Annotated in this window: 18 protein-coding genes and 1 tRNA gene; 12 read left to right on the top strand and 7 right to left on the bottom strand. The window is 57.8% G+C overall.

Annotated elements, in window-relative coordinates; translation table 11 throughout:
- Positions 1–30 precede the first annotated feature (30 nt).
- Entirely contained in the window at positions 31–420 is a 390-nt protein-coding gene (gene crcB / locus PHX60_RS12315; RefSeq protein WP_300078107.1) for a fluoride efflux transporter CrcB, read from the top strand.
- 46 nt (positions 421–466) lie between these two features.
- On the top strand, positions 467–1336 hold the full coding sequence (locus PHX60_RS12310; RefSeq protein ID WP_300078104.1) for a TIGR00730 family Rossman fold protein: 870 nt from the start codon (positions 467–469) through the stop codon (positions 1334–1336).
- Between the two features lie 56 nt (positions 1337–1392).
- Here PHX60_RS12310 and PHX60_RS12305 read toward each other — a convergent pair whose 3' ends face one another.
- Positions 1393–1698, bottom strand: a complete 306-nt coding sequence (locus PHX60_RS12305; RefSeq protein ID WP_300078101.1) for a c-type cytochrome — start codon at positions 1696–1698, stop codon at positions 1393–1395.
- Positions 1699–1776: 78 nt separating this feature from the next.
- On the opposite strand from PHX60_RS12305, the gene PHX60_RS12300 reads away from it, so the two are divergent.
- The gene (locus tag PHX60_RS12300) at positions 1777–2019 is read left to right on the top strand and encodes a TIGR04438 family Trp-rich protein (protein ID WP_300078097.1); all 243 of its coding nucleotides are present in this window, start codon (positions 1777–1779) and stop codon (positions 2017–2019) included.
- 90 nt (positions 2020–2109) lie between these two features.
- The gene (gene ilvD, locus PHX60_RS12295) at positions 2110–3969 is read left to right on the top strand and encodes a dihydroxy-acid dehydratase (RefSeq protein ID WP_300078094.1); all 1860 of its coding nucleotides are present in this window, start codon (positions 2110–2112) and stop codon (positions 3967–3969) included.
- Between the two features lie 32 nt (positions 3970–4001).
- Here the strand turns inward: ilvD and PHX60_RS12290 are convergent, their stop codons facing one another.
- A complete protein-coding gene (locus PHX60_RS12290) occupies positions 4002–4730 on the bottom strand; it encodes a YggS family pyridoxal phosphate-dependent enzyme (RefSeq protein ID WP_300078208.1) in 729 nt (242 codons plus the stop codon).
- A gap of 139 nt (positions 4731–4869) precedes the next feature.
- On the opposite strand from PHX60_RS12290, the gene PHX60_RS12285 reads away from it, so the two are divergent.
- The 4 genes from PHX60_RS12285 (at position 4870) to PHX60_RS12270 (ending at position 9974) form a co-directional block, all read left to right on the top strand.
- Complete coding sequence (locus PHX60_RS12285) at positions 4870–7872, top strand: valine--tRNA ligase (protein WP_300078092.1); 3003 nt, start codon at positions 4870–4872, stop codon at positions 7870–7872.
- A 24-nt stretch (positions 7873–7896) separates the two neighbouring features.
- Positions 7897–8790 (top strand): UTP--glucose-1-phosphate uridylyltransferase GalU, encoded by an 894-nt coding sequence (gene galU / locus PHX60_RS12280; protein ID WP_300078205.1) that lies wholly within the window; start codon positions 7897–7899, stop codon positions 8788–8790.
- A 576-nt stretch (positions 8791–9366) separates the two neighbouring features.
- Entirely contained in the window at positions 9367–9645 is a 279-nt protein-coding gene (locus tag PHX60_RS12275) for a type II toxin-antitoxin system RelE/ParE family toxin (protein WP_300078089.1), read from the top strand.
- Positions 9646–9656: 11 nt separating this feature from the next.
- Positions 9657–9974: a HigA family addiction module antitoxin gene (locus PHX60_RS12270; RefSeq protein WP_300078086.1), complete on the top strand. Its 318-nt coding sequence runs from the start codon at positions 9657–9659 to the stop codon at positions 9972–9974.
- A gap of 315 nt (positions 9975–10289) precedes the next feature.
- On the opposite strand, the gene PHX60_RS12265 is transcribed toward PHX60_RS12270, so the two are convergent.
- From PHX60_RS12265 to PHX60_RS12245, 5 genes are all read right to left on the bottom strand, one after another.
- A tRNA-Thr gene (locus PHX60_RS12265) sits at positions 10290–10365 on the bottom strand.
- A gap of 10 nt (positions 10366–10375) precedes the next feature.
- A complete protein-coding gene (locus PHX60_RS12260; RefSeq protein ID WP_300078083.1) occupies positions 10376–11383 on the bottom strand; it encodes a class 1 fructose-bisphosphatase in 1008 nt (335 codons plus the stop codon).
- An 11-nt stretch (positions 11384–11394) separates the two neighbouring features.
- A complete protein-coding gene (gene pepN, locus PHX60_RS12255) occupies positions 11395–14103 on the bottom strand; it encodes an aminopeptidase N (RefSeq protein ID WP_300078080.1) in 2709 nt (902 codons plus the stop codon).
- Positions 14104–14111: 8 nt separating this feature from the next.
- Positions 14112–15216, bottom strand: a protein-coding gene (gene prfB / locus PHX60_RS12250) for a peptide chain release factor 2 (RefSeq protein WP_300078077.1) whose coding sequence is annotated in 2 segments (ribosomal slippage) — positions 14112–15134 and positions 15136–15216 — 1104 coding nt in all. Because the reading frame shifts where the segments join, the coding sequence is not laid out codon by codon here.
- A gap of 68 nt (positions 15217–15284) precedes the next feature.
- The gene (locus tag PHX60_RS12245; RefSeq protein ID WP_300078072.1) at positions 15285–16214 is read right to left on the bottom strand and encodes an alpha/beta hydrolase; all 930 of its coding nucleotides are present in this window, start codon (positions 16212–16214) and stop codon (positions 15285–15287) included.
- Between the two features lie 69 nt (positions 16215–16283).
- On the opposite strand from PHX60_RS12245, the gene PHX60_RS12240 reads away from it, so the two are divergent.
- From PHX60_RS12240 to PHX60_RS12225, 4 genes are all read left to right on the top strand, one after another.
- Positions 16284–17342 (top strand): aldo/keto reductase, encoded by a 1059-nt coding sequence (locus tag PHX60_RS12240; RefSeq protein WP_300078069.1) that lies wholly within the window; start codon positions 16284–16286, stop codon positions 17340–17342.
- 51 nt (positions 17343–17393) lie between these two features.
- On the top strand, positions 17394–17894 hold the full coding sequence (locus PHX60_RS12235) for an aminoacyl-tRNA deacylase (RefSeq protein ID WP_300078066.1): 501 nt from the start codon (positions 17394–17396) through the stop codon (positions 17892–17894).
- Between the two features lie 65 nt (positions 17895–17959).
- Positions 17960–18664 carry a glycerol-3-phosphate 1-O-acyltransferase PlsY gene (gene plsY, locus PHX60_RS12230; RefSeq protein ID WP_300078063.1) on the top strand — a complete coding sequence of 235 codons (705 nt, stop codon included), beginning with the start codon at positions 17960–17962 and terminating at the stop codon, positions 18662–18664.
- Between the two features lie 269 nt (positions 18665–18933).
- On the top strand, positions 18934–19300 hold a 367-nt coding region (locus PHX60_RS12225), incomplete at its 3' end, for a transposase (RefSeq protein WP_300078058.1).

The raw sequence follows: 19300 nt of genomic DNA, 5'->3' as shown, positions 1-19300 counted from the left end.
CAAAAAACCTAAAACCCGTTCGCGCACCCCATGCCCATAGCATTACAGATGTTGAGTATCTGCTTTGGGGCCAGTGTGGGCGCTTTGGCCCGTTGGCGTTTGGGCCTGTGGTTAAGCCCTGGGGCCTTGCTGCCTTGGGGCACTTTGGCGGCCAATTTGCTGGGCGGCTACCTGATTGGCCTGTTGGTCGGATTCTTCCAAACCCTGCCACCACTGGACCCCATGTGGCGCTTGGCTTTAATCACCGGCTTTTTGGGCGCACTGACCACTTTTTCTAGCTTTTCTATCGAAGTAGTAGGCTTGTTGCAACAACAACGTTATTTAATGGCGTTAGGCTGGAGTGCGCTGCACCTGCTCGGCTCTTTATTGATGACTGGTGCCGGATTGCAGACCGTTGTTTTATTGTTGCGACTGCGTTGATGTGATGCTGTCTCGGCAAACATTTTTGCCCTTTTTTTTGAACACTATGGACGCCAATACCCGACTGAACCAACGCCGCCTGGCCGATGCGTGGGCCGAGCTGCACACCGATGCCCACCAAGGCAATCCCTTACATGCCGATGCCCACCGCATGGCCTTTGCCGACCCCGAGTTTATGTTCCGGCGCGAAACCCGGGGCATCCGCTTTCAGCTCGAAATGCTCAAGCCCGATTTGGGCCAAGCCGAGCAGGGCATTGACAACACCGTGGTGGTGTATGGCAGTGCGCGTTTTATCTCGCCCAAGCAAGCCGCCAAGCAACTGGCCCAAGCCAAAGAGAAGGGCAATGCACACCAAATTATGCTGGCCGAGCGGGCAGTCCGCAACGCCGAACACTATGCCCAAGCGCGCAAATTTGCCCGTTTGGTGGCCGAACACAGCAAACGCCAACAACCCGAAAATCGCTTGTATATCTGCACTGGTGGTGGCCCCGGCATCATGGAGGCGGCCAACCGAGGGGCGCACGATGCCGATGCACCCAACGTCGGTTTAAGTATTGCCCTACCGCACGAGCAGGCAGGCAACCGCTTTATCTCGCCCTCGTTGAGCTTCAAGTTTCATTATTTTGCGCTGCGAAAGATGCACTTTATGATTCGCGCCAAGGCGTTGGTGGCTTTTCCGGGCGGCTTTGGCACCTTGGATGAGCTGTTTGAAGTGCTAACGCTGGTACAAACCAAGAAGGCCAAACCCTTGCCGATTGTGTTGTTTGGCAGCAACTACTGGAAGCGCCTGATTAACTGGGATTTGATGGTCGAAGAAGGCACCATCTCGGCCCATGACCTCAAGCTGTTTCACATCACCGACGATGCCGAAGACGCTTGGGTCACGATTCGCAATTTTTACAAATTGGAACGCTAAAAAACAAAAAACCGCCTGCCCAAAGGGCCAGGCGGTGGTGCTAAAACCACAGCAGCTTATTTTTGCGCCATCACCCAAGCGGCCAGCTTTTTGGCTTCGGCTTCGTTCACCTGTGCATTCGGTGGCATGGGCACGGGACCCCAGACACCTGCACCACCCTTGATAATTTTGGCCGCCAGCATATCGACGGCACCCTTATCGGCCTTGTACTTGGCGGCTACGTCCTTGTAGGCGGGGCCAACCAGCTTCTTATCTACGGCATGGCAGGCCATGCAATTTTTGGCCGTGGCCAAGGCTTGGTCGGCCATCGCAGGCACAGCAGCAGAGAGGGTCAAAGCGAGAACAGCGAGAGAACGTTTCATGGCGAGGGGCTTTCTTCAGGTTAGATTACAGTGTTTTAACGCGATTGTATTGTCATGCGCTGACAAGGATTTTTTATCATGTATCTGTTAATGTTAGGCATTGTGCTGGCTTTGCTCAAGTACCTAGAGGTGGGGCCGGTAGCGCAATGGTCTTGGTGGTGGGTGTTGTCGCCGTTTGGCCTGACCTTGCTCTGGTGGGGCTGGGCCGACTCGACCGGCTACACCAAGCGTAAGGCGATGGAAAAAGTGGACCAGCGCAAAAAAGACCGCCTCAACCGCCAAAAAGAAAATTTGGGAATGCGCCCTAAAAACCCGCGTTAAGCGACAAGGCCGTTGTGGCTACTGGGGCTGGGACATAATTGGCTGGCATCTTGCACTAGGATGCAGCCCCATTTTTCGGAAAAAAATCCCATGCCCGTTTACCGCTCCAAAACTTCCACCGCTGGCCGCAACATGGCTGGTGCCCGCTCGCTGTGGCGGGCTACCGGCATGAAAGATGCCGACTTTCAAAAGCCCATCATTGCGGTGGTCAACTCCTTCACCCAGTTTGTGCCCGGCCACGTCCACCTGAAAGACCTGGGCCAACTGGTAGCGCGTGAGATTGAAGCCGCCGGTGGTGTCGCCAAAGAGTTCAACACCATTGCCGTCGATGACGGCATCGCGATGGGCCACGATGGCATGTTGTACTCGCTGCCCAGCCGCGACATCATTGCCGACTCGGTCGAGTACATGGTCAACGCCCATTGCGCCGATGCGATGGTGTGTATCTCCAACTGCGACAAAATCACCCCCGGCATGTTGATGGCCGCCATGCGCCTGAACATCCCGGTGGTGTTTGTCTCGGGTGGCCCGATGGAGGCCGGTAAGGTGCAATTGAGCCAGCCCGGCAGCAAAACCATCGAAATCAAAAAGCTCGACTTGATCGACGCGATGGTCATGGCCGCCGATGACAAGGTGTCCGATGCCGATGTGGCCGAGGTAGAGCGCTCGGCCTGCCCCACCTGTGGCTCTTGCTCGGGCATGTTCACTGCCAACTCCATGAACTGCCTGACCGAAGCGCTGGGCCTGTCCTTGCCGGGCAATGGTACCGTGGTAGCGACCCATGCTGACCGCGAGCAGTTGTTCAAACGTGCCGGACATTTGATTGTTGAATTGGCCAAGCGTTATTACGAAGGCAACGAAGAAACCATCTTGCCGCGTGCGATTGGCTTTAAGGCGTTTGAAAACGCCATCACGCTCGACATTGCGATGGGTGGTTCTACCAACACCATCTTGCACCTGCTCGCCATCGCCCAAGAAGCCGAAATTGCCTTCACCATGAAGGATATTGACCGCCTATCTCTGCAAGTGCCGCAGCTGTGCAAGGTGGCTCCCAACACCAACAAATACCACATCGAAGATGTCCACCGCGCCGGTGGCATCATGGCGATTTTGGGCGAATTGGCGCGCGCCGGTAAGCTGCACACCGATGTGCCCACCGTCCACAGCCCCACTTTGGGCGATGCCCTGAAGCAGTGGGACATTGTGCAGACCACCGACGAGGCCGTGAAAACCTTTTATCTGGCTGGCCCCGGTGGCGTGCCCACGCAAACGGCCTTTAGCCAAGCGGTGCGCTGGCCCAGTTTGGATACCGACCGCGCCGAAGGCTGCATCCGCTCTGCGGACCATGCCTTCTCGCAAGAAGGTGGCTTGGCGGTGCTGCATGGCAACATCGCTTTGGATGGTTGCGTAGTGAAAACCGCGGGCGTGGACGATGAACTGCTAGTGTTTGAAGGCCCCGCCCACGTCACCGAAAGCCAAGACGAGGCCGTGGCCAACATTTTGAGCGACAAGGTCAAGGCCGGTGATGTGGTCATCGTGCGCTACGAAGGCCCCAAGGGCGGCCCCGGTATGCAAGAAATGCTCTACCCGACCAGCTACATCAAATCCAAGGGTTTGGGTAAAGCCTGTGCTTTGCTCACCGATGGGCGTTTTTCTGGCGGCACGTCGGGCCTGTCGATTGGCCACTGTTCGCCCGAGGCCGCAGCAGGTGGTGCGATTGGTTTGGTACGCAATGGCGACCGTATCCGCATCGACATCCCCAAGCGCCGCATTGATGTGCTGCTGAGCGATGAAGAACTGGCCCAGCGTCGTGCCGAGCAAGATGCCAAGGGCTGGAAGCCCGCGCAACCCCGCCCGCGCAAGGTGTCTGCGGCGCTCAAAGCCTATGCCAAGCTGGTCACTTCAGCCGACAAGGGCGCAGTGCGTGATGTCTCGTTGTTGGACGATTGACCCCAAAGTGCCGCCCAAGCGCTAAAAGGGCATTAAAGCGGGGTGCTGGGGTAGTGGCGGCTGCCAAAAATGCCGCTCCCCACCCGCACCAGCGTACTACCGGCCAAAATAGCGGCCTCTAAATCAGCCGTCATGCCCAAAGACAGGGTGTCCCACGCCTCCAAGCCGGGGCTGGCGCTGTGCTGGATGTGTGCAAACAGCTTTTGCGCGATTTGATGCACGGCATATTGGGCTTGGAAATCTGGCGCAGGTTCTGGAATCGCCATCAGGCCACGCAATTGCAAGCGCGGTAGGGCGGCCACTGCTTGCGCCAGCGCCAGCGCTTCAGTGGCGGCTACGCCAGATTTATTCAGGCCACCATCCACATTCACCTGAATGCACACCTGCAAGGGTGGCAGATGGGCGGGGCGCTGCTCAGACAGGCGTTGGGCAATTTTGAGCCGGTCTAGCGTGTGCAGCCAATCAAAATGCTCGGCCACCAGGCGGGTTTTGTTGCTTTGCACTGGGCCAATGCAGTGCCATTGCAGCGCTTGGGGTAAGGTGGTATCGGCGCGCAAAATGGCTATCTTTTCTACCGCTTCTTGCAAGTAGTTTTCGCCAAAAGCGCACTGCCCGGCGGCGGCGGCCTCGCGCACCGCTTCGGGGCCAAAGGTTTTGGATACTGCCAGCAGGGCCACGCTGCCGACATCCCGCCCGGCTGCCGCGCAAGCGCGCGCAATCCGGGCATGGAGCTGTTCAAGGTTCTGGGCAATGGTATGCATGGCCACAGGATAGCGCAAGATGGATAAAAGCAGGCCGGTAGAATCAAGCCCCATTATCAGTCCCCATTCCCATTCCCGTCACCTGCTAACCTGACGGTATCCCCGCTGGATGCCGTTGTCATTTCCAAGATTACCCCCGATGAGCGACACCCTCTCCCAACCCGGCCTTGCCAGTCTGTCCAAATCGTTTGAACCCGCCGCTTTAGAAGCCCAATGGGGTCCCGAATGGGAAGCACGCGGCTACGGCGCTGCCGGTGTACGCGGCACGGGCCAAGCCGATGCCAGCCAAGCAGCTTTCTCCATCCAGTTGCCGCCCCCGAACGTGACGGGCACGCTGCACATGGGCCATGCGTTCAACCAGACCATCATGGACAGCCTGACGCGCTACCACCGCATGAAGGGCGACAACACAGCTTGGATTCCGGGCACCGACCACGCCGGTATTGCCACGCAAATTGTGGTGGAGCGCCAACTGCAAGAGCAAGGCATCAGCCGCCACGATATGGGGGCTACGCCGTTTGAAGCGCGCAAAAACTTTGTCTCCAAAGTCTGGGAGTGGAAAGAAAAAAGCGGCAACACCATCACCACCCAAATGCGCCGCATGGGCGACAGCGTGGACTGGAGCCGCGAATATTTCACGATGGACGACAAACTGTCCAAAGTGGTCAGTGAGACTTTTGTCCGCCTGTACCAGCAGGGTTTAATTTACCGGGGCAAGCGCTTGGTGAATTGGGACCCCAAGCTGCAATCGGCAGTCTCGGACTTGGAAGTAGAAAACGAAGAAAAAGACGGCTCGCTTTGGTACATCGTCTATCCGCTCACCGATGGCTCCGGCAGCCTGACGGTAGCGACTACGCGCCCCGAAACCATGCTGGGCGACGTGGCCGTGATGGTGCATCCCGACGATGAACGCTACCAAGCCTTTATCGGCAAAACTGTGACGCTGCCACTGGTGGGCCGCCAAATCCCAGTGATTGCCGATGACTATGTGGACAAAGACTTTGGTACCGGCGTGGTCAAGGTCACACCGGCACACGATGAGAACGACTACGCCGTAGGCCGCCGTCACCGCCTGAGTGCGTTGATTATTTTTGACTTGCAAGCGCGCACCCTGTCGGCAGAGCGCATTGCCGACATCCACACGCAAATTTGGAGCTATGGCCTGAGCGAAGCGGAAGAAGAGCGCGCCGCCCCTGCTGCCCATGCAGCGTTTTTGCATGAACTGGCCCAATTGCCCACCGCTGAGGCCGTGGCCCGTTTGGTGCCCCCAGCCTACCAAGGCTTAGACCGTTATGTGGCGCGTAAAAAAATCGTGGCCGAGCTACAAGAAACCGGCGCGTTGGTGGACTCCAAAAAGCACAAGCTGATGGCTCCCATTTGCACCCGCACCGGCGAGATGATTGAAAAAATGCTCACCGACCAATGGTTTGTCGCCATGAACAAGGTGGGCGAGGGCGATGCTACCGGCAAGAGCATTACCCAAAAAGCCATTGAAGCCGTCGATTCGGGTGCGGTGAAGTTTGTGCCCGAAAACTGGATTAACACCTACCACCAGTGGATGAACAACATTCAAGACTGGTGCATTTCGCGCCAACTGTGGTGGGGCCATCAAATCCCAGCTTGGTACGACGAAGAAGGTAACGTCTATGTGGCCCGTAACGAAGCCGAGGCCCAAGCCCAAGCGCCGGGCAAAACCCTGCGCCGCGATGAAGACGTGCTGGATACTTGGTACTCCTCCGCCTTGGTGCCCTTTAGCACCATGGGTTGGCCGGAGCAGACCGACGCTGCCAACGACGATTTCAACCTCTACCTGCCTAGCAGCGTGCTGGTGACGGGCTATGACATCATTTTCTTCTGGGTGGCCCGGATGATTATGATGACCACGCACTTCACCGGGCGTGTGCCGTTCAAGCATGTGTATATCCACGGCTTGGTGCGTGATGCCCAAGGCAAAAAGATGAGCAAATCCGAGGGCAACGTGCTTGACCCCGTGGACTTGATTGATGGCATTGCCTTAGAGCCGTTGCTGGACAAGCGCACCACCGGCCTGCGTAAACCCGAAACCGCGCCCCGGGTGCGTAAAGATACACAAAAAGAGTTCCCGGATGGCATTCCCGCCTACGGCGCTGATGCCCTGCGCTTTACCTTTGCCGCCTTGGCCAGCTTGGGCCGCAGTATCAACTTTGACAGCAAACGCTGCGAGGGCTATCGCAACTTCTGTAACAAACTCTGGAACGCCAGCCGTTTTGTGCTGATGAACTGCGAAGGCTACGACTGCGGTGTCACAGCCGATGCCACGCTAGAGTTCAGCACTGCCGACCGTTGGATTCAAGCCCAATTGCAAACCGTGGCTGCCGAAGTCGCCAAAGGCTTTGCCGAATACCGTCTCGATAACGTTGCCAACACCCTTTATGACTTTGTTTGGAACGAGTTCTGCGATTGGTATCTGGAAATCGCCAAGGTGCAAATCCAGAACGGCAACGAGGCACAGCAACGCGCCACCCGCCACACCCTGATTCGTACCCTGGAAGCCATTTTGCGTTTGGCTCATCCCATTATTCCCTTCATCACCGAAGCCTTATGGCAAACCGTGGCTCCAGTGGCTGGCTTGGCTGGCGCTTCGGTCAGCATTGCCCACTACCCACAAGCACAACCTGAACTGGTGGATGCTGCCGCTGTGACCGAGATGGGCCGCCTGAAGGCGCTGGTGGATACTTGCCGCACCCTGCGCGGTGAGATGAATGTCTCGCCCGCCACCCGTTTGCCCCTGCTGGTGGTGGGCGATGCCAGCTTTGTGCGTAGTGTGGCCCCCGTGCTGCAAGCATTGGCCAAACTGAGTGAAGTCAAAGTGTTTGACGACGAGGCCGCTTGGCAAACTGCCGCGCAAACAGCCCCCGTGGCGGTGGTGGGCGAGGCCCGCTTGGCCTTGTTTGTCGAGATTGACGTGGCCGCTGAAAAAGCCCGTTTGGGTAAAGAGGCCGCCCGCCTGCAAGGCGAAATTGCCAAAGCCCAAGGCAAGCTCGGCAACGAGGCTTTTGTCGCCAAAGCCCCGCCAGCGGTGCTGGCGCAAGAGCAAAAGCGTGTCGCCGACTTCAGCGCCACGCTGGCACGCATTCAAGAACAATTGGCCCGTTTGGGCTAAACCATAAAGTCTATCAAGATGAGCCTGCACCTGCCAAGCGCCATCCGCAAAGCCGTGTTCCCGGTCGCCGGGCTGGGAACACGCTTTCTGCCCGCCACCAAAGCCTCGCCCAAAGAGATGTTGCCGGTGGTGGATAAGCCGCTGATTCAATACGCGGTCGAAGAAGCCTATGCCGCTGGCGTGCGGCATATGATTTTTGTCACTGGCCGCGGCAAGCGTGCCATTGAAGACCATTTTGATACCGCTTACGAGCTAGAAAATGAGCTAGAACAAGCGGGCAAGCAAGAACTGCTGGCGCTGGTGCGCTCCATCCAACCGCAGGATATGGACTGCGCCTTTGTGCGCCAGCCCCGTGCCTTGGGGCTAGGCCATGCCGTACTCTGTGCCGAGCCTTTGGTGGGACACGAACCCTTTGCCGTGTTGTTGGCCGATGATTTGATGGTTGGGCCACCCGACGGCCTGCCCGTGTTGGCCCAAATGGCCCGCACCTTTGCCGAGCAAGGACGCTCTTTGTTGGCGGTGCAAGAAGTGCCACTGGAGCAGGTCAACCGCTATGGTATCGTTGCGGGGCACCCAGCGGGTGGCCCCTCGCCACTGTTACGCATTGAGCGCATTGTCGAAAAACCCAGCCCGGAAACTGCCCCTTCGCGCATGGGGGTGGCTGGCCGCTATATTCTTACGCCATCCATTTTTGGCCATATTCGGCAACAAGGCCAAGGCGCTGGCGGCGAAATCCAACTCACCGATGCCATCGCCCGCCTGATGCAGCACGAGGCTGTTTATGCCTACCAGTATGCCGGTAAGCGTTACGATTGTGGCAGCAAAGAAGGCTTCTTAGAAGCCACGGTCGAGCTGGCCTTGCAGCACCCGCAGGTCGGGGCCTCGTTCCGGGCGTATTTGCGGGGCTTGGAGTTGTAAGTGAGTTTCAAGCCCACTATTGGAGCTGCCCGGTGTGCAAGATTGCAGGGCGCACCCGTGGCCCGCTGTGTTCGGTAGGCCAGCAATTGAGCGCCGCCGTAGAGCAGGCATTTTCAGCCACCTAGACCCCGCTGGCGCTACCCAGCACCAGCCATGCCACACCAAGCCCGGCTAAATGCCGGGGTTTTTGTTGCTGGTGCTGTGGCCAGCTCTACCCTCTGCGCCTGTCCATATCGTTTAATACAGCTAGGTGCATAGGGAAAGACTCCGACCGACCGACGTTTGCCAGATATTCAGGTATCAAGCTGGCCAGTCATTGCCCCCTGTTGTGCAGACCTACACCAAGGGCTAACGATGCCGTAGAGCCACTGGTTAGTGTGGTGCTGGCATTCCCGCAACGGGTTACGACAATTGCTGCGATGCCAAGCTGCCTAGCCCAAACTGTGGATAAAGCTGGGGGTTCTCTACCTGTAGGCGTGGCTGTGGATAACTTTCCAGCCATACCTGTGCCCGTGCTATGGCCAGCCTTGTTTCCGCTGGTGCTGTATCGTGTAACACTACGCCATACAATGACCCATGATTAAGACATTCCGACATAAGGGCTTAAAGGCTTTTTTTGAGGATGGCAGCATGGCCGGTATCCAGCCAGCACATGCGCCCAGACTAGCCCGTCAACTGGCACGCCTTGACCACGCCCAAACCGCCCAAGACATGAATTTACCCGGTTGGAATCTTCACCCGCTAAAGGGAGACCTCAAGGGATATTTTTCAATTTGGGTAAATGGCAACTGGCGTATGACGTTCACCTTTGATGGCGCAGACGCTGTGCTGGTTGATTATCAGGATTACCACTAGGAAATAGCCCAATGGCCTATATGTATAACCCCCCCCACCCCGGCCTAACGCTGCGGGATGATGTATTACCAGCTTTGGGCCTGACCGTTACCGAAGCTGCACAGCAGCTAGGTGTAGCCCGTGGCACTTTGTCCCGTGTGCTGAATGGGCACGCCGCCATCTCCCCAGAAATGGCGCTGCGCTTAGAGGCGTGGCTGGGTGTAGAGCGTGGGGGCGCTGCAAGGCTATGGCTGGGACAGCAAAGCGCCTACGACATGTGGCAAGCCGAACAACGATTTAAGGCTGCGCCCTTCTATGTTCAACCAGCACCGCAAATGGCACAAACCTAGCCTGTGGTCTTGCTGGCCAAGCCGTGCATGTGCCATTGCTGCACAGTTACCTGGTGTTGCCTTTGGCGAAGGGCCAAAGCCCAAAGGTATGAGGGCAACCACCTTTGCTAGACTGGTGAACAAGTACCGCGCCGCTGAAAGGCAAACACTGGCAGCCAGCATGGCATGGCTAGAGCAGGTGCATAGCCGGTTGCGGGTACTGCAAAAGTGCAGATAAAAGGCCCGATTTGAAAAATGGCGTTACATCCGCCGTTACATCCTAACGGGCAACAAAAAAGCCACTCGGGCTAGGAGTGGCTAAGTTGTTGTTTTCATTGGTGCCGGAGAGATGAATCGAACACCCGACCTTCTCATTACGAATGAGCTGCTCTACCGACTGAGCTACACCGGCTAAGCTGCCATTATAGCGGCTGGTGGTAGCTGGTCACGCGCTCGACTTCGTTCTTAGAACCTAGCATCACGCTGACGCGCTCGTGCAGATGCGTAGGTTGGATGTCCAAAATGCGTTGGCGGCCATTGGTGGCGGCACCACCGGCTTGCTCGACCAGCCAGCCCATCGGGTTGGCCTCGTACATCAGGCGCAGTTTGCCCGGTTTGTTCGGTTCGCGCTTGTCCCAAGGGTACATGAACACGCCGCCGCGCGTCATGATGCGATGCACATCGGCCACCATGCTGGCAATCCAGCGCATATTGAAGTCTTTGCCGCGTGGACCTTCTTTGCCTTGCAAGCATTCGTCAATGTAGCGCTTCACGGGCTCGTCCCAGTGGCGCATATTGCTCATGTTGATGGCAAACTCTTTCGTGTCTTCGGGGATACGCACTTTTTCTTGCGTTAGCACGAAGGAGCCTTGCTCACGGTCGAGGGTGAACATGGCCACGCCATCGCCCACGGTGAGTACCAAGGTGGTTTGTGGGCCATAGACGCAATAGCCCGCTGCCACTTGTTGGTAGCCTGCTTGCAGGAAGTCTTTTTCTTCTACGCCCCGGTCACCTTCGGGCTTTTTCAGCACGCTGAAAATCGTACCGATGCTGACGTTGACATCGATGTTGCTGGAGCCATCCAAGGGGTCAAACAGCAGCAGGTATTCACCTTGTGGGTAGCGATTGGGCACGACGTAGATGCCGTCCATCTCTTCCGAAGCCATCGCAGCCAAGTGGCCGCCCCATTCGTTGGCCTCAATCAGTACCTCGTTGGCGATGATGTCGAGCTTTTTCTGTACCTCGCCTTGCACGTTTTCGCTATCGGCGCTGCCCAGTACGCCCCCGAGTGCGCCTTTGTTCACGGCTTGGCTGATGCTCTTGCAAGCGCGCGCCACCACTTCGAGCAGCAAGCGCAGTTGCGAGGGTATCAGGCCATCTACGCGTTGTTGTTCGACCAGATAGCGGGTTAGGCTGATTCGTTTTGCCATAGGTTCTCTCCTTATTCTTCGGCCAAGGCGCGGGTGACGACCTCGCGCACATCGTTGCTCAAATCGGCGCGGGCGGCTACGCGGGCAATGGCCTCGCGCGCGCTGCTGCGCCAAGGTTCGGCCAGCTTTTTCCAGCGGTCTAGGGCGCGGGCCAAGCGCGCGGCTACTTGCGGGTTGATGGCATCCAACTCTAACACCCGTTCGCTCCAGAACACATAACCGGCAGCATCGGCGCGGTGGAAGGCTCCGGGGTTGGCGTTGCAGTAGCTAAAAATCAAACTGCGGGCGCGGTTGGGGTTTTTGATGGTGAAATCAGGGTGTGCCATCAGTTGTTTCACCAACGGCAGCACATGGCCGGCACGGTCGCTGGCCCCAGCTTGGAGCGCAAACCATTTGTCCAGCACCAGTGGGTCGTCTTTGAACAGCGTATGGAAACGCTCCAACGCGGGCGCTGCCAAGGCATGGCCACAGCCCACCAAGGCAGCCAAAGCGTTGAAGCGGTCGGTCATATTGCCCGCATCTTTGAAGCGCTGCAAAGTTTTACCCGGCCAAATGCTATCGCCGCTGTGTTGTGCGCCTAAGCAGAGCATGGTCAAGGCCAAACCCGCCAAAGCGCGCCGCCCGGCGGAGGCGGCATCGGGGCGGTAAGCGCCACTGGCTTGGTGGGTTTCGTAGGCCGATTGCCAATCGATATGCAAGGCCAAGGCCAGTTGTAGGCGCATGGCTTCGCGCACCGCGTGGATACGTTGCGGGTTGACGACTTCCAGTTGCTCAGCGATATAGGTCTCCGAGGGCAACGTCAGCACCAACTCTTTGAACGCTGCATCCAGCTGCGGGTCAAGTAGCACTTGGCGCAGTGCCTGCAACAGGGCTTCGTCCAAGATGGCGGCATCTTGGCTATCGTCTGGGGCCGTGATGGCTTGCAGGGCACGGCGCAATAGCAAGCGTTGGCCAGCTTCCCAGCGGTTAAACGCATCTTGGTCGTGGGCCAGCAGCGTGAGCAATTCGGCATCGCTGTAATCCACTTCCAGCACCACGGGGGCGCTAAAGCCGCGCAACAGCGATGGCACGGGCGCTTGCACTACATTGATAAACGTCCATTGCTGTTCAGCTCCGTCCAAGACCAAAGTGCGACTATTGCCGTTGGCAGTTTGTTCGCCCTCCAGTTGCAAGGCCAGCGCCTGACCTGCGTGATTGAGCAATCCCAATTCCACCGGAATGACAAACGGCGCTTTGTGCGGTTGGCCGGGGGTGGCTGGGCAGCTTTGGCGCAGCGTCAGTGTGTAACGCTGTGCTTCGGGGTCGTATTGGCCGCTGGCTTGCACCCGTGGCGTGCCTGCTTGGCTGTACCAGCGCTTGAACTGTTCTAATTGCAAGGCCAGTGCGCTGCCGGGGTTCGCGTCGGCAATGGCTTGGGCAAAATCATCGCAGGTCACGGCTTGGCCGTCATGGCGGGCAAAGTACAGCTTCATGCCTTGGGCAAAGCCATCCCGGCCGACCAAGTTGTGCATCATGCGTACGACTTCTGCACCTTTTTCGTAGATGGTGACGGTGTAGAAGTTATTGATTTCAATATAGCTGTCTGGGCGTACCGCGTGCGCCATCGGGCCAGCGTCTTCGGGAAACTGGGCGCTACGCAATACGCGCACATCTTCAATGCGTTTTACCGCACGGGCCGAGGGGCTGCCCGCCATGTCCATGCTGAACTCTTGGTCCCGGAAGACCGTCAGCCCCTCTTTGAGCGAGAGTTGGAACCAATCGCGGCAGGTGATGCGGTTGCCCGTCCAGTTGTGGAAGTATTCGTGCCCGACCACGGCTTCGATGTTGGCAAAGTCGGTATCGGTGGCAGTGGCTTCGCTGGCCAGCACATACTTGGTGTTGAAGATATTGAGACCCTTGTTTTCCATCGCGCCCATGTTGAAGTCGCTGGTGGCGACAATCATGAAGCGTTCCAAATCCAAGGGCAGGCCAAAGCGGGCCTCATCCCAAGCCACGCTGGCCATGAGCGAGTTCATGGCGTGTTCGGTTTTACCCAAGTCGCCGGGGCGCACATACACTTCCAACAGATGCTCGGTGCCCGAGCGCGACAGAATGCGCTGCTGGCGTGCCACCAACTTACCAGCCACCAAGGCAAACAGATAGCAGGGTTTTTTGTGTGGGTCGTGCCACTTGGCAAAGTGGCGGCCCCCTTCCAAGTCGCCTTGCTCTACCAAGTTGCCGTTGGACAGCAACACCGGGTAGGCCGTTTTGTCGGCGCGCAGTGTCACGGTGTAGCTGGCCATGACATCGGGGCGGTCTAGGAAATAGGTGATGCGCCGGAAGCCTTCGGCTTCGCACTGTGTAAAGAAAGTACCCTGACTGACGTACAGCCCCATGAGCTGGGTGTTTTTGTCGGGCGCGCAGGTGGTAAAAATCTCTAAATCGAACGGCTCTGGCCCTTCGGGTAGATTTTCTAGCACCAACTGGCTGCCGTCCATTTTGAACGAGGTTCCAGCCCCATTCACCAGCACCCGCGACAAATTCAGCTCTTCGCCCTCCAGACGCAGGGCTTGGGCCGCTACCTCGGGGTTGCGGCGCAGGCGCATCTTATTCAGCACCCGGGTTTTGGCCGGGTCGAGGTCGAAAGTCAGTTCTACCGTGTCAATCCACCACGCCGGGGGCTGGTAGTCGCTGCGGTGGGTGGCCGTGGGTTGGCCCTGTCCGTCAGGCATAAGCAACATGGTTTTCCTTAAACGCCCTGTTTGAGCGATGCTTCGATAAATGCGTCTAAATCGCCGTCCAGCACTTTTTGCGTGGCGGAGATTTCGACATTGGTGCGTAAATCTTTGATGCGGCTGTTGTCTAGCACATAAGAGCGGATTTGATGGCCCCAGCCGACATCGGTCTTGGTGTCTTCCAATTTTTGCGCTTCTTCTTGGCGTTTACGCATTTCAAAGTCGTAGAGTTTAGAGCGCAAACGTTGCCAAGCGATGTCACGGTTGCCGTGTTGGCTGCGGCCATCTTGGCACTGCACCACGATGCCAGTCGGGATGTGCGTCAGGCGCACCGCCGAATCGGTTTTGTTGATGTGCTGACCACCGGCCCCACTGGCGCGGAAGGTATCGGTACGCACATCGGCGGGGTTGATGTTGATTTCAATCGAATCATCAATCTCAGGATAGACAAACAAGCTGGCAAAGCTGGTATGGCGGCCGCCCGAGCTGTCAAACGGCGATTTACGCACCAAGCGATGCACGCCGGTCTCGGTACGTAGCAGGCCATAGGCGTATTCGCCTTCGATATGGATGGTGGCGCTTTTGATACCGGCCACGTCGCCGGGGGTTTCTTCTTCTACCGTGGCTTTGAAGCCTTTGCGCTCGGCGTATTTCAGGTACTGGCGCAGCAAGATGCTGGCCCAATCACAGGCTTCGGTACCACCGGCACCCGATTGGATATCAACAAAGCAATTGAGCGGGTCGGCCTCATAGCGGAACATGCGCCGGAACTCTAGCTCTTCAATCAGTGGGCGCAGCTTGGCCGATTCGGCTTCGATGGTGAGCAGGCCGGCCTCGTCGCCTTCTTCTTTGCTCATCTCAAACAGTTCGGCGTTGTCAGCCAGCTCGCGCGTGAGCTTTTCTAGCGTCAGCACCACGCCATCGAGCAGTTTTTTTTCTTTGCCCAGTTCTTGGGCTTTTTTGGGGTCATTCCAGACGGCTGGGTCTTCTAGCGAGGCATCGACGGTACGCAGGCGTTCAAATTTGGCATCGTAGTCAAAGATACCTCCGTAACTCTTCTGTCCGGGTGGACAGGTCTTGCAAGGTATTGCCGATGAGGTTGATACGTTCTGCTTCCATGATGTTCTTTCTGTGTCTATATTCGGTAAAGGGTGCGCGATTTTCTCACGCCTATTGGCGGGGCGGACTTAGGCCGTGGCCAAAAACGATTCAATCCATGCCGCCACGGCTTGGGGCTGGTCGTGGTGCAACATGTGGCCGGCCTCTTGCACCACAGCCCGTTGGCAGTTTGGCACCGCTTGCAGGCGTTCATGGTATTGCGCCAAGGTGTAGCGGCCTTGCCACCAGTGGGCCATGCGGTTGTCGGTGGCTTCCACCGCCAAGGTGGGGGCAGTAATGGCACGCCAAAGCGCCAGCACTTCTTCCACGCGGTAGAGTTGCGCGTTGATAATTTTGTGCGCTGCATCGCCCAAAATGCGCCATTCGCCTTGGGCGTTGGCTTGCGCCCAGTGCTGCGCCAGCCAATCGGCCTTGTCTTGGGGCAGGCGTGGGTTGGTTTTGATTAAACGCTGGGCCACGGCTTGGGCGCTGTCGTAGGCTTTCATGCTGAGCGTGCCACGCTCGTAGTGTTGCAATTCATCTAGCCATTGGGCATAGCGGGTGGGGGCTTGGTCTGGGGGGTTGGCTGGCATACCAAAACCCTCTAGGTTGATAAGACGGCGAATGCGTGCAGGCCGTATGCCCGCGTACATCATGGCGATATTGCCACCCATGCTGTGGCCGACCAAATCCACTGTTTGGCCGGGGGCGTAATGGTCTAGCAGGCGTTCTAGGTCAGCCAAGTAATCGGCAAATTGGTAATGGTCATTGCCCGCAGGTGGTTCCGTGAGGCCGAAACCGCGCCAATCGGGCGCAATGATGCGCCGTCCCTGAAAAAAATCCTCACTCAGGGCATCCACCACAAATTGGTAGGAGGCTCCGACATCCATCCATCCATGTAGCAAAAACAAGGGCGGCTGTGAGGTGCTGTTGCTGGCGCTGCCCCAATGGCGCACATGGTAGCGCAGGCCGCGCAGCGGGACAAACTCGGTTTGAAAAGGGCGAAGGCTTTGGTACATGCGTCCGATTATTCCGCAGCAAGGCTTTATCGCCCTGCGTACACTGGAGGTTTTAAGCGGAGCAAGCGCATGGATACCGTTCAATTGGGTCAAAGCGACCTGCATGTTACCCCCATTTGCTTAGGCACGATGACCTTTGGCGAGCAGGTGCCAGAGGCCGATGCCCACGCTATTTTGAATCGTGCCTTAGAGCGTGGCATTAACTTTATCGACACCGCCGAGATGTATGCCGTACCCGCGCGGGCCGAAACCGCCGGAGCCACCGAGACCATCATTGGCCACTGGCTGGCGCAAAACCCCGGTGTGCGCCAAAAAATCGTGCTGGCCAGCAAAGTGGCAGGTCCCTCACGCGGTATGCCGTGGCTGCGCGAAGGGCAAGGCCTGACGGCAGCGGACATCGTCGCCTCGTGTGAGGGCAGTTTGCGCCGTTTGCAAACCGAGGTGATTGACCTCTACCAAATCCACTGGCCCGAGCGCTACGCGCCCAACTTTGGCATCCAGTATTACGACCCGCAACTAGAGCGCACGCAAACCTCGATTCATGAGCAATTAGAAGCCTTGGCCGGATTGGTGAAGGCGGGCAAAGTGCGCCACATCGGTCTGTCCAACGAAACCCCCTACGGCGTACACGAGTTTGTTCGTTTGGCCGAACAGCATGGCCTGCCGCGCATTGCCACGGTGCAAAACCCCTATTGCCTCATCAACCGCAGTTATGAAAACGCCTTGGATGAAACTTGCTACCGCCTCAATGTCTCGCTGTTGGCTTATTCACCGGTAGGATTTGGCCTGCTCACGGGCAAATACGACCAAAGCGGCCTGACCGGGCCAGATGCACCGCAAGGGCGCATGGCCTTGTTTGAGGGCTTTCGCAAGCAACGTTGGGGCCGCCCCGAAGCCTTGGAAGCGGCGCGGCGTTACAACGCTTTGGCACGCCAGCATGGCCTAACGCCTACCCGGCTGGCGCTGGCGTTTTGCTATACCAAATGGCAGGTAGCCAGCACCATCATCGGCGTGACCTCATTGGCGCAGCTGGAAGAGGATGTGGATGCTTGGGGCACCACCTTATCGCCTGAATTGCTGGCCGAAATCGATGCTATCCGCTGGCAGGTGGGCGACCCGGCTCTTTGAGCGGCTGACGGGCTGTTGAGGCCCGTCGTATTTGTGGTTCAATTTGCCATCATGGCAAAAAAAGACAGTAAAACCCACGTCAGTGAAACCCCCGCCACGCAGCTGCTCAAAGCGCAGGGCGTGGCCTTTATTGGCTTGCCCTACGATTATGTTGAGCATGGCGGCACCGCGCACAGCGCCGCCAGTTTGGGGCTGGATGAACACAGCGTGGTCAAAACGCTGGTGATGCAAGACCAAGATGCCAAACCGCTCCTCGTGCTGATGCACGGTGATTGCAAAGTGTCCACCAAAGCCTTGGCGCGCCAGATTGGGGCCAAATCGGTCGAGCCTTGTGCGCCCGAGGTGGCCAACCGGCACAGCGGTTATTTGGTGGGTGGCACTTCGCCATTTGGCACGCGCAAAGCCATGCCGGTGTATATCGAAGCGTCTATTTTGGATTTACCCCGCATCGCCATCAATGGCGGCCGACGTGGTTTTTTGGTACAGCTAGAGCCACAAGTGTGCTTGCGCCTGCTGGGGGCCACGCCGGTGCAATGCGCTTTGGCCGAATAATGCCACAGGCCGCTGGCACAATGGCGCCCCGCTAAGCGTTCAAACCACCCTTTTGGAGATTGATTTTGCCCCTCGTTTATTCCGCACTGGCGGTACTGGCAGCCTATTTGCTAGGCTCGTTGTCGTTTGCCGTGATTGTCAGCCGCCTGATGGGCCTGAACGACCCACGCACCTTTGGCAGTAAAAATCCGGGGGCCACCAATGTGCTGCGCTCGGGCAGCAAAGCCGCTGCCATCCTGACCTTGGTTCTCGATGCCGCCAAAGGCTGGCTACCGGTGGCGCTGGTGCGTTGGTTTGGCGCACCCTATGGCATGGAAGAGGGCACACAAGCGCTGGTGGCCTTGGCCGCTTTTGTCGGCCACCTGTGGCCAGTATTTTTTGGTTTTAAGGGTGGCAAGGGCGTAGCGACAGCGCTGGGGGTCTTGCTGGGCGTGAGCGCTTGGCTGGGCTTGGCCACGCTGCTGGCATGGCTGGCGGTGGTGTCTGTTTCGCGTTATGTGTCGTTGGCGTCGATGGCGGCAGCGGTGTTTGCGCCCACCTTCTTTTTACTGGCAGGGGGAGCGCTGTGGTATGCCGACCACCGCGTGGCCGCTGCGATTGGCGCAATGGCCGGTTTGCTGGTCTGGCGACACCAAGAAAACATTGGGCGCTTATTGCGTGGTACAGAGGCTAAGCTGGGCCAAAGCAAAGACAAAACAGCGCCAGCAACGCCAGTTGCCGCTACCCACCAGCATCCGGTAGGCAGCAAGAAAACCCGTAAACGGCATTGAGCTTAGAAAAGACAGGGCGCTGCCATCGGCAACGCCACTGAATAGCGCGAGGGGCTCCATCCATTTGGGTTGGCCGCTTGCGGCCTAGAGGCAAAGCCGCCCCCATTGGCTGGAGGGGTAAGCGCCGCCAGCCCCAGGCTGGCTTCAGTCGTCCGGCCTGTCCTGCTGCTGGTGCCAGTCTTGAGTCCATTGAAGAACTCAGCCAGTGCCGCCGTAGGCGGCAACTGTGTAGCTTGCTTATTTGCATAATTTGTCTATAGTAACCAATTATGAGCGAAGCCCGCAACCTACGCAAAACGACCTATCGGCTGTACCCAACGCCGAAGCAGGCCGTTGCGCTCGATGCCCTGCTACGCTCACACCAACAGCTTTACAACGCGGCCTTGGAAGAACGCATCAGCGCTTGGAGCAAGGCGGGCACATCAATTTCTTATGCCGACCAGTGCAAGGGCCTGACGCTGCTGCGCCACGACCTGCCCGAGTGGGCTGATGCGGCTAACTGTTCTAGTCAGCAGATGACGCTGCGCCGCTTGGACAAAGCATTTGCTGCGTTCTTCAGGCGCATCAAGGCGGGCCAAACACCGGGCTTTCCGCGCTTCAAGTCGCTGGGGCGTTTTCCCGGCTTCAGCTTCAAAA

Source organism: Giesbergeria sp. (assembly GCF_028686475.1).
Lineage (GTDB): Bacteria > Pseudomonadota > Gammaproteobacteria > Burkholderiales > Burkholderiaceae_C > Simplicispira.
The sequence above is the reverse complement of the archived record's forward strand: the minus strand, read 5'-3'. Positions and strand labels throughout refer to the sequence as shown.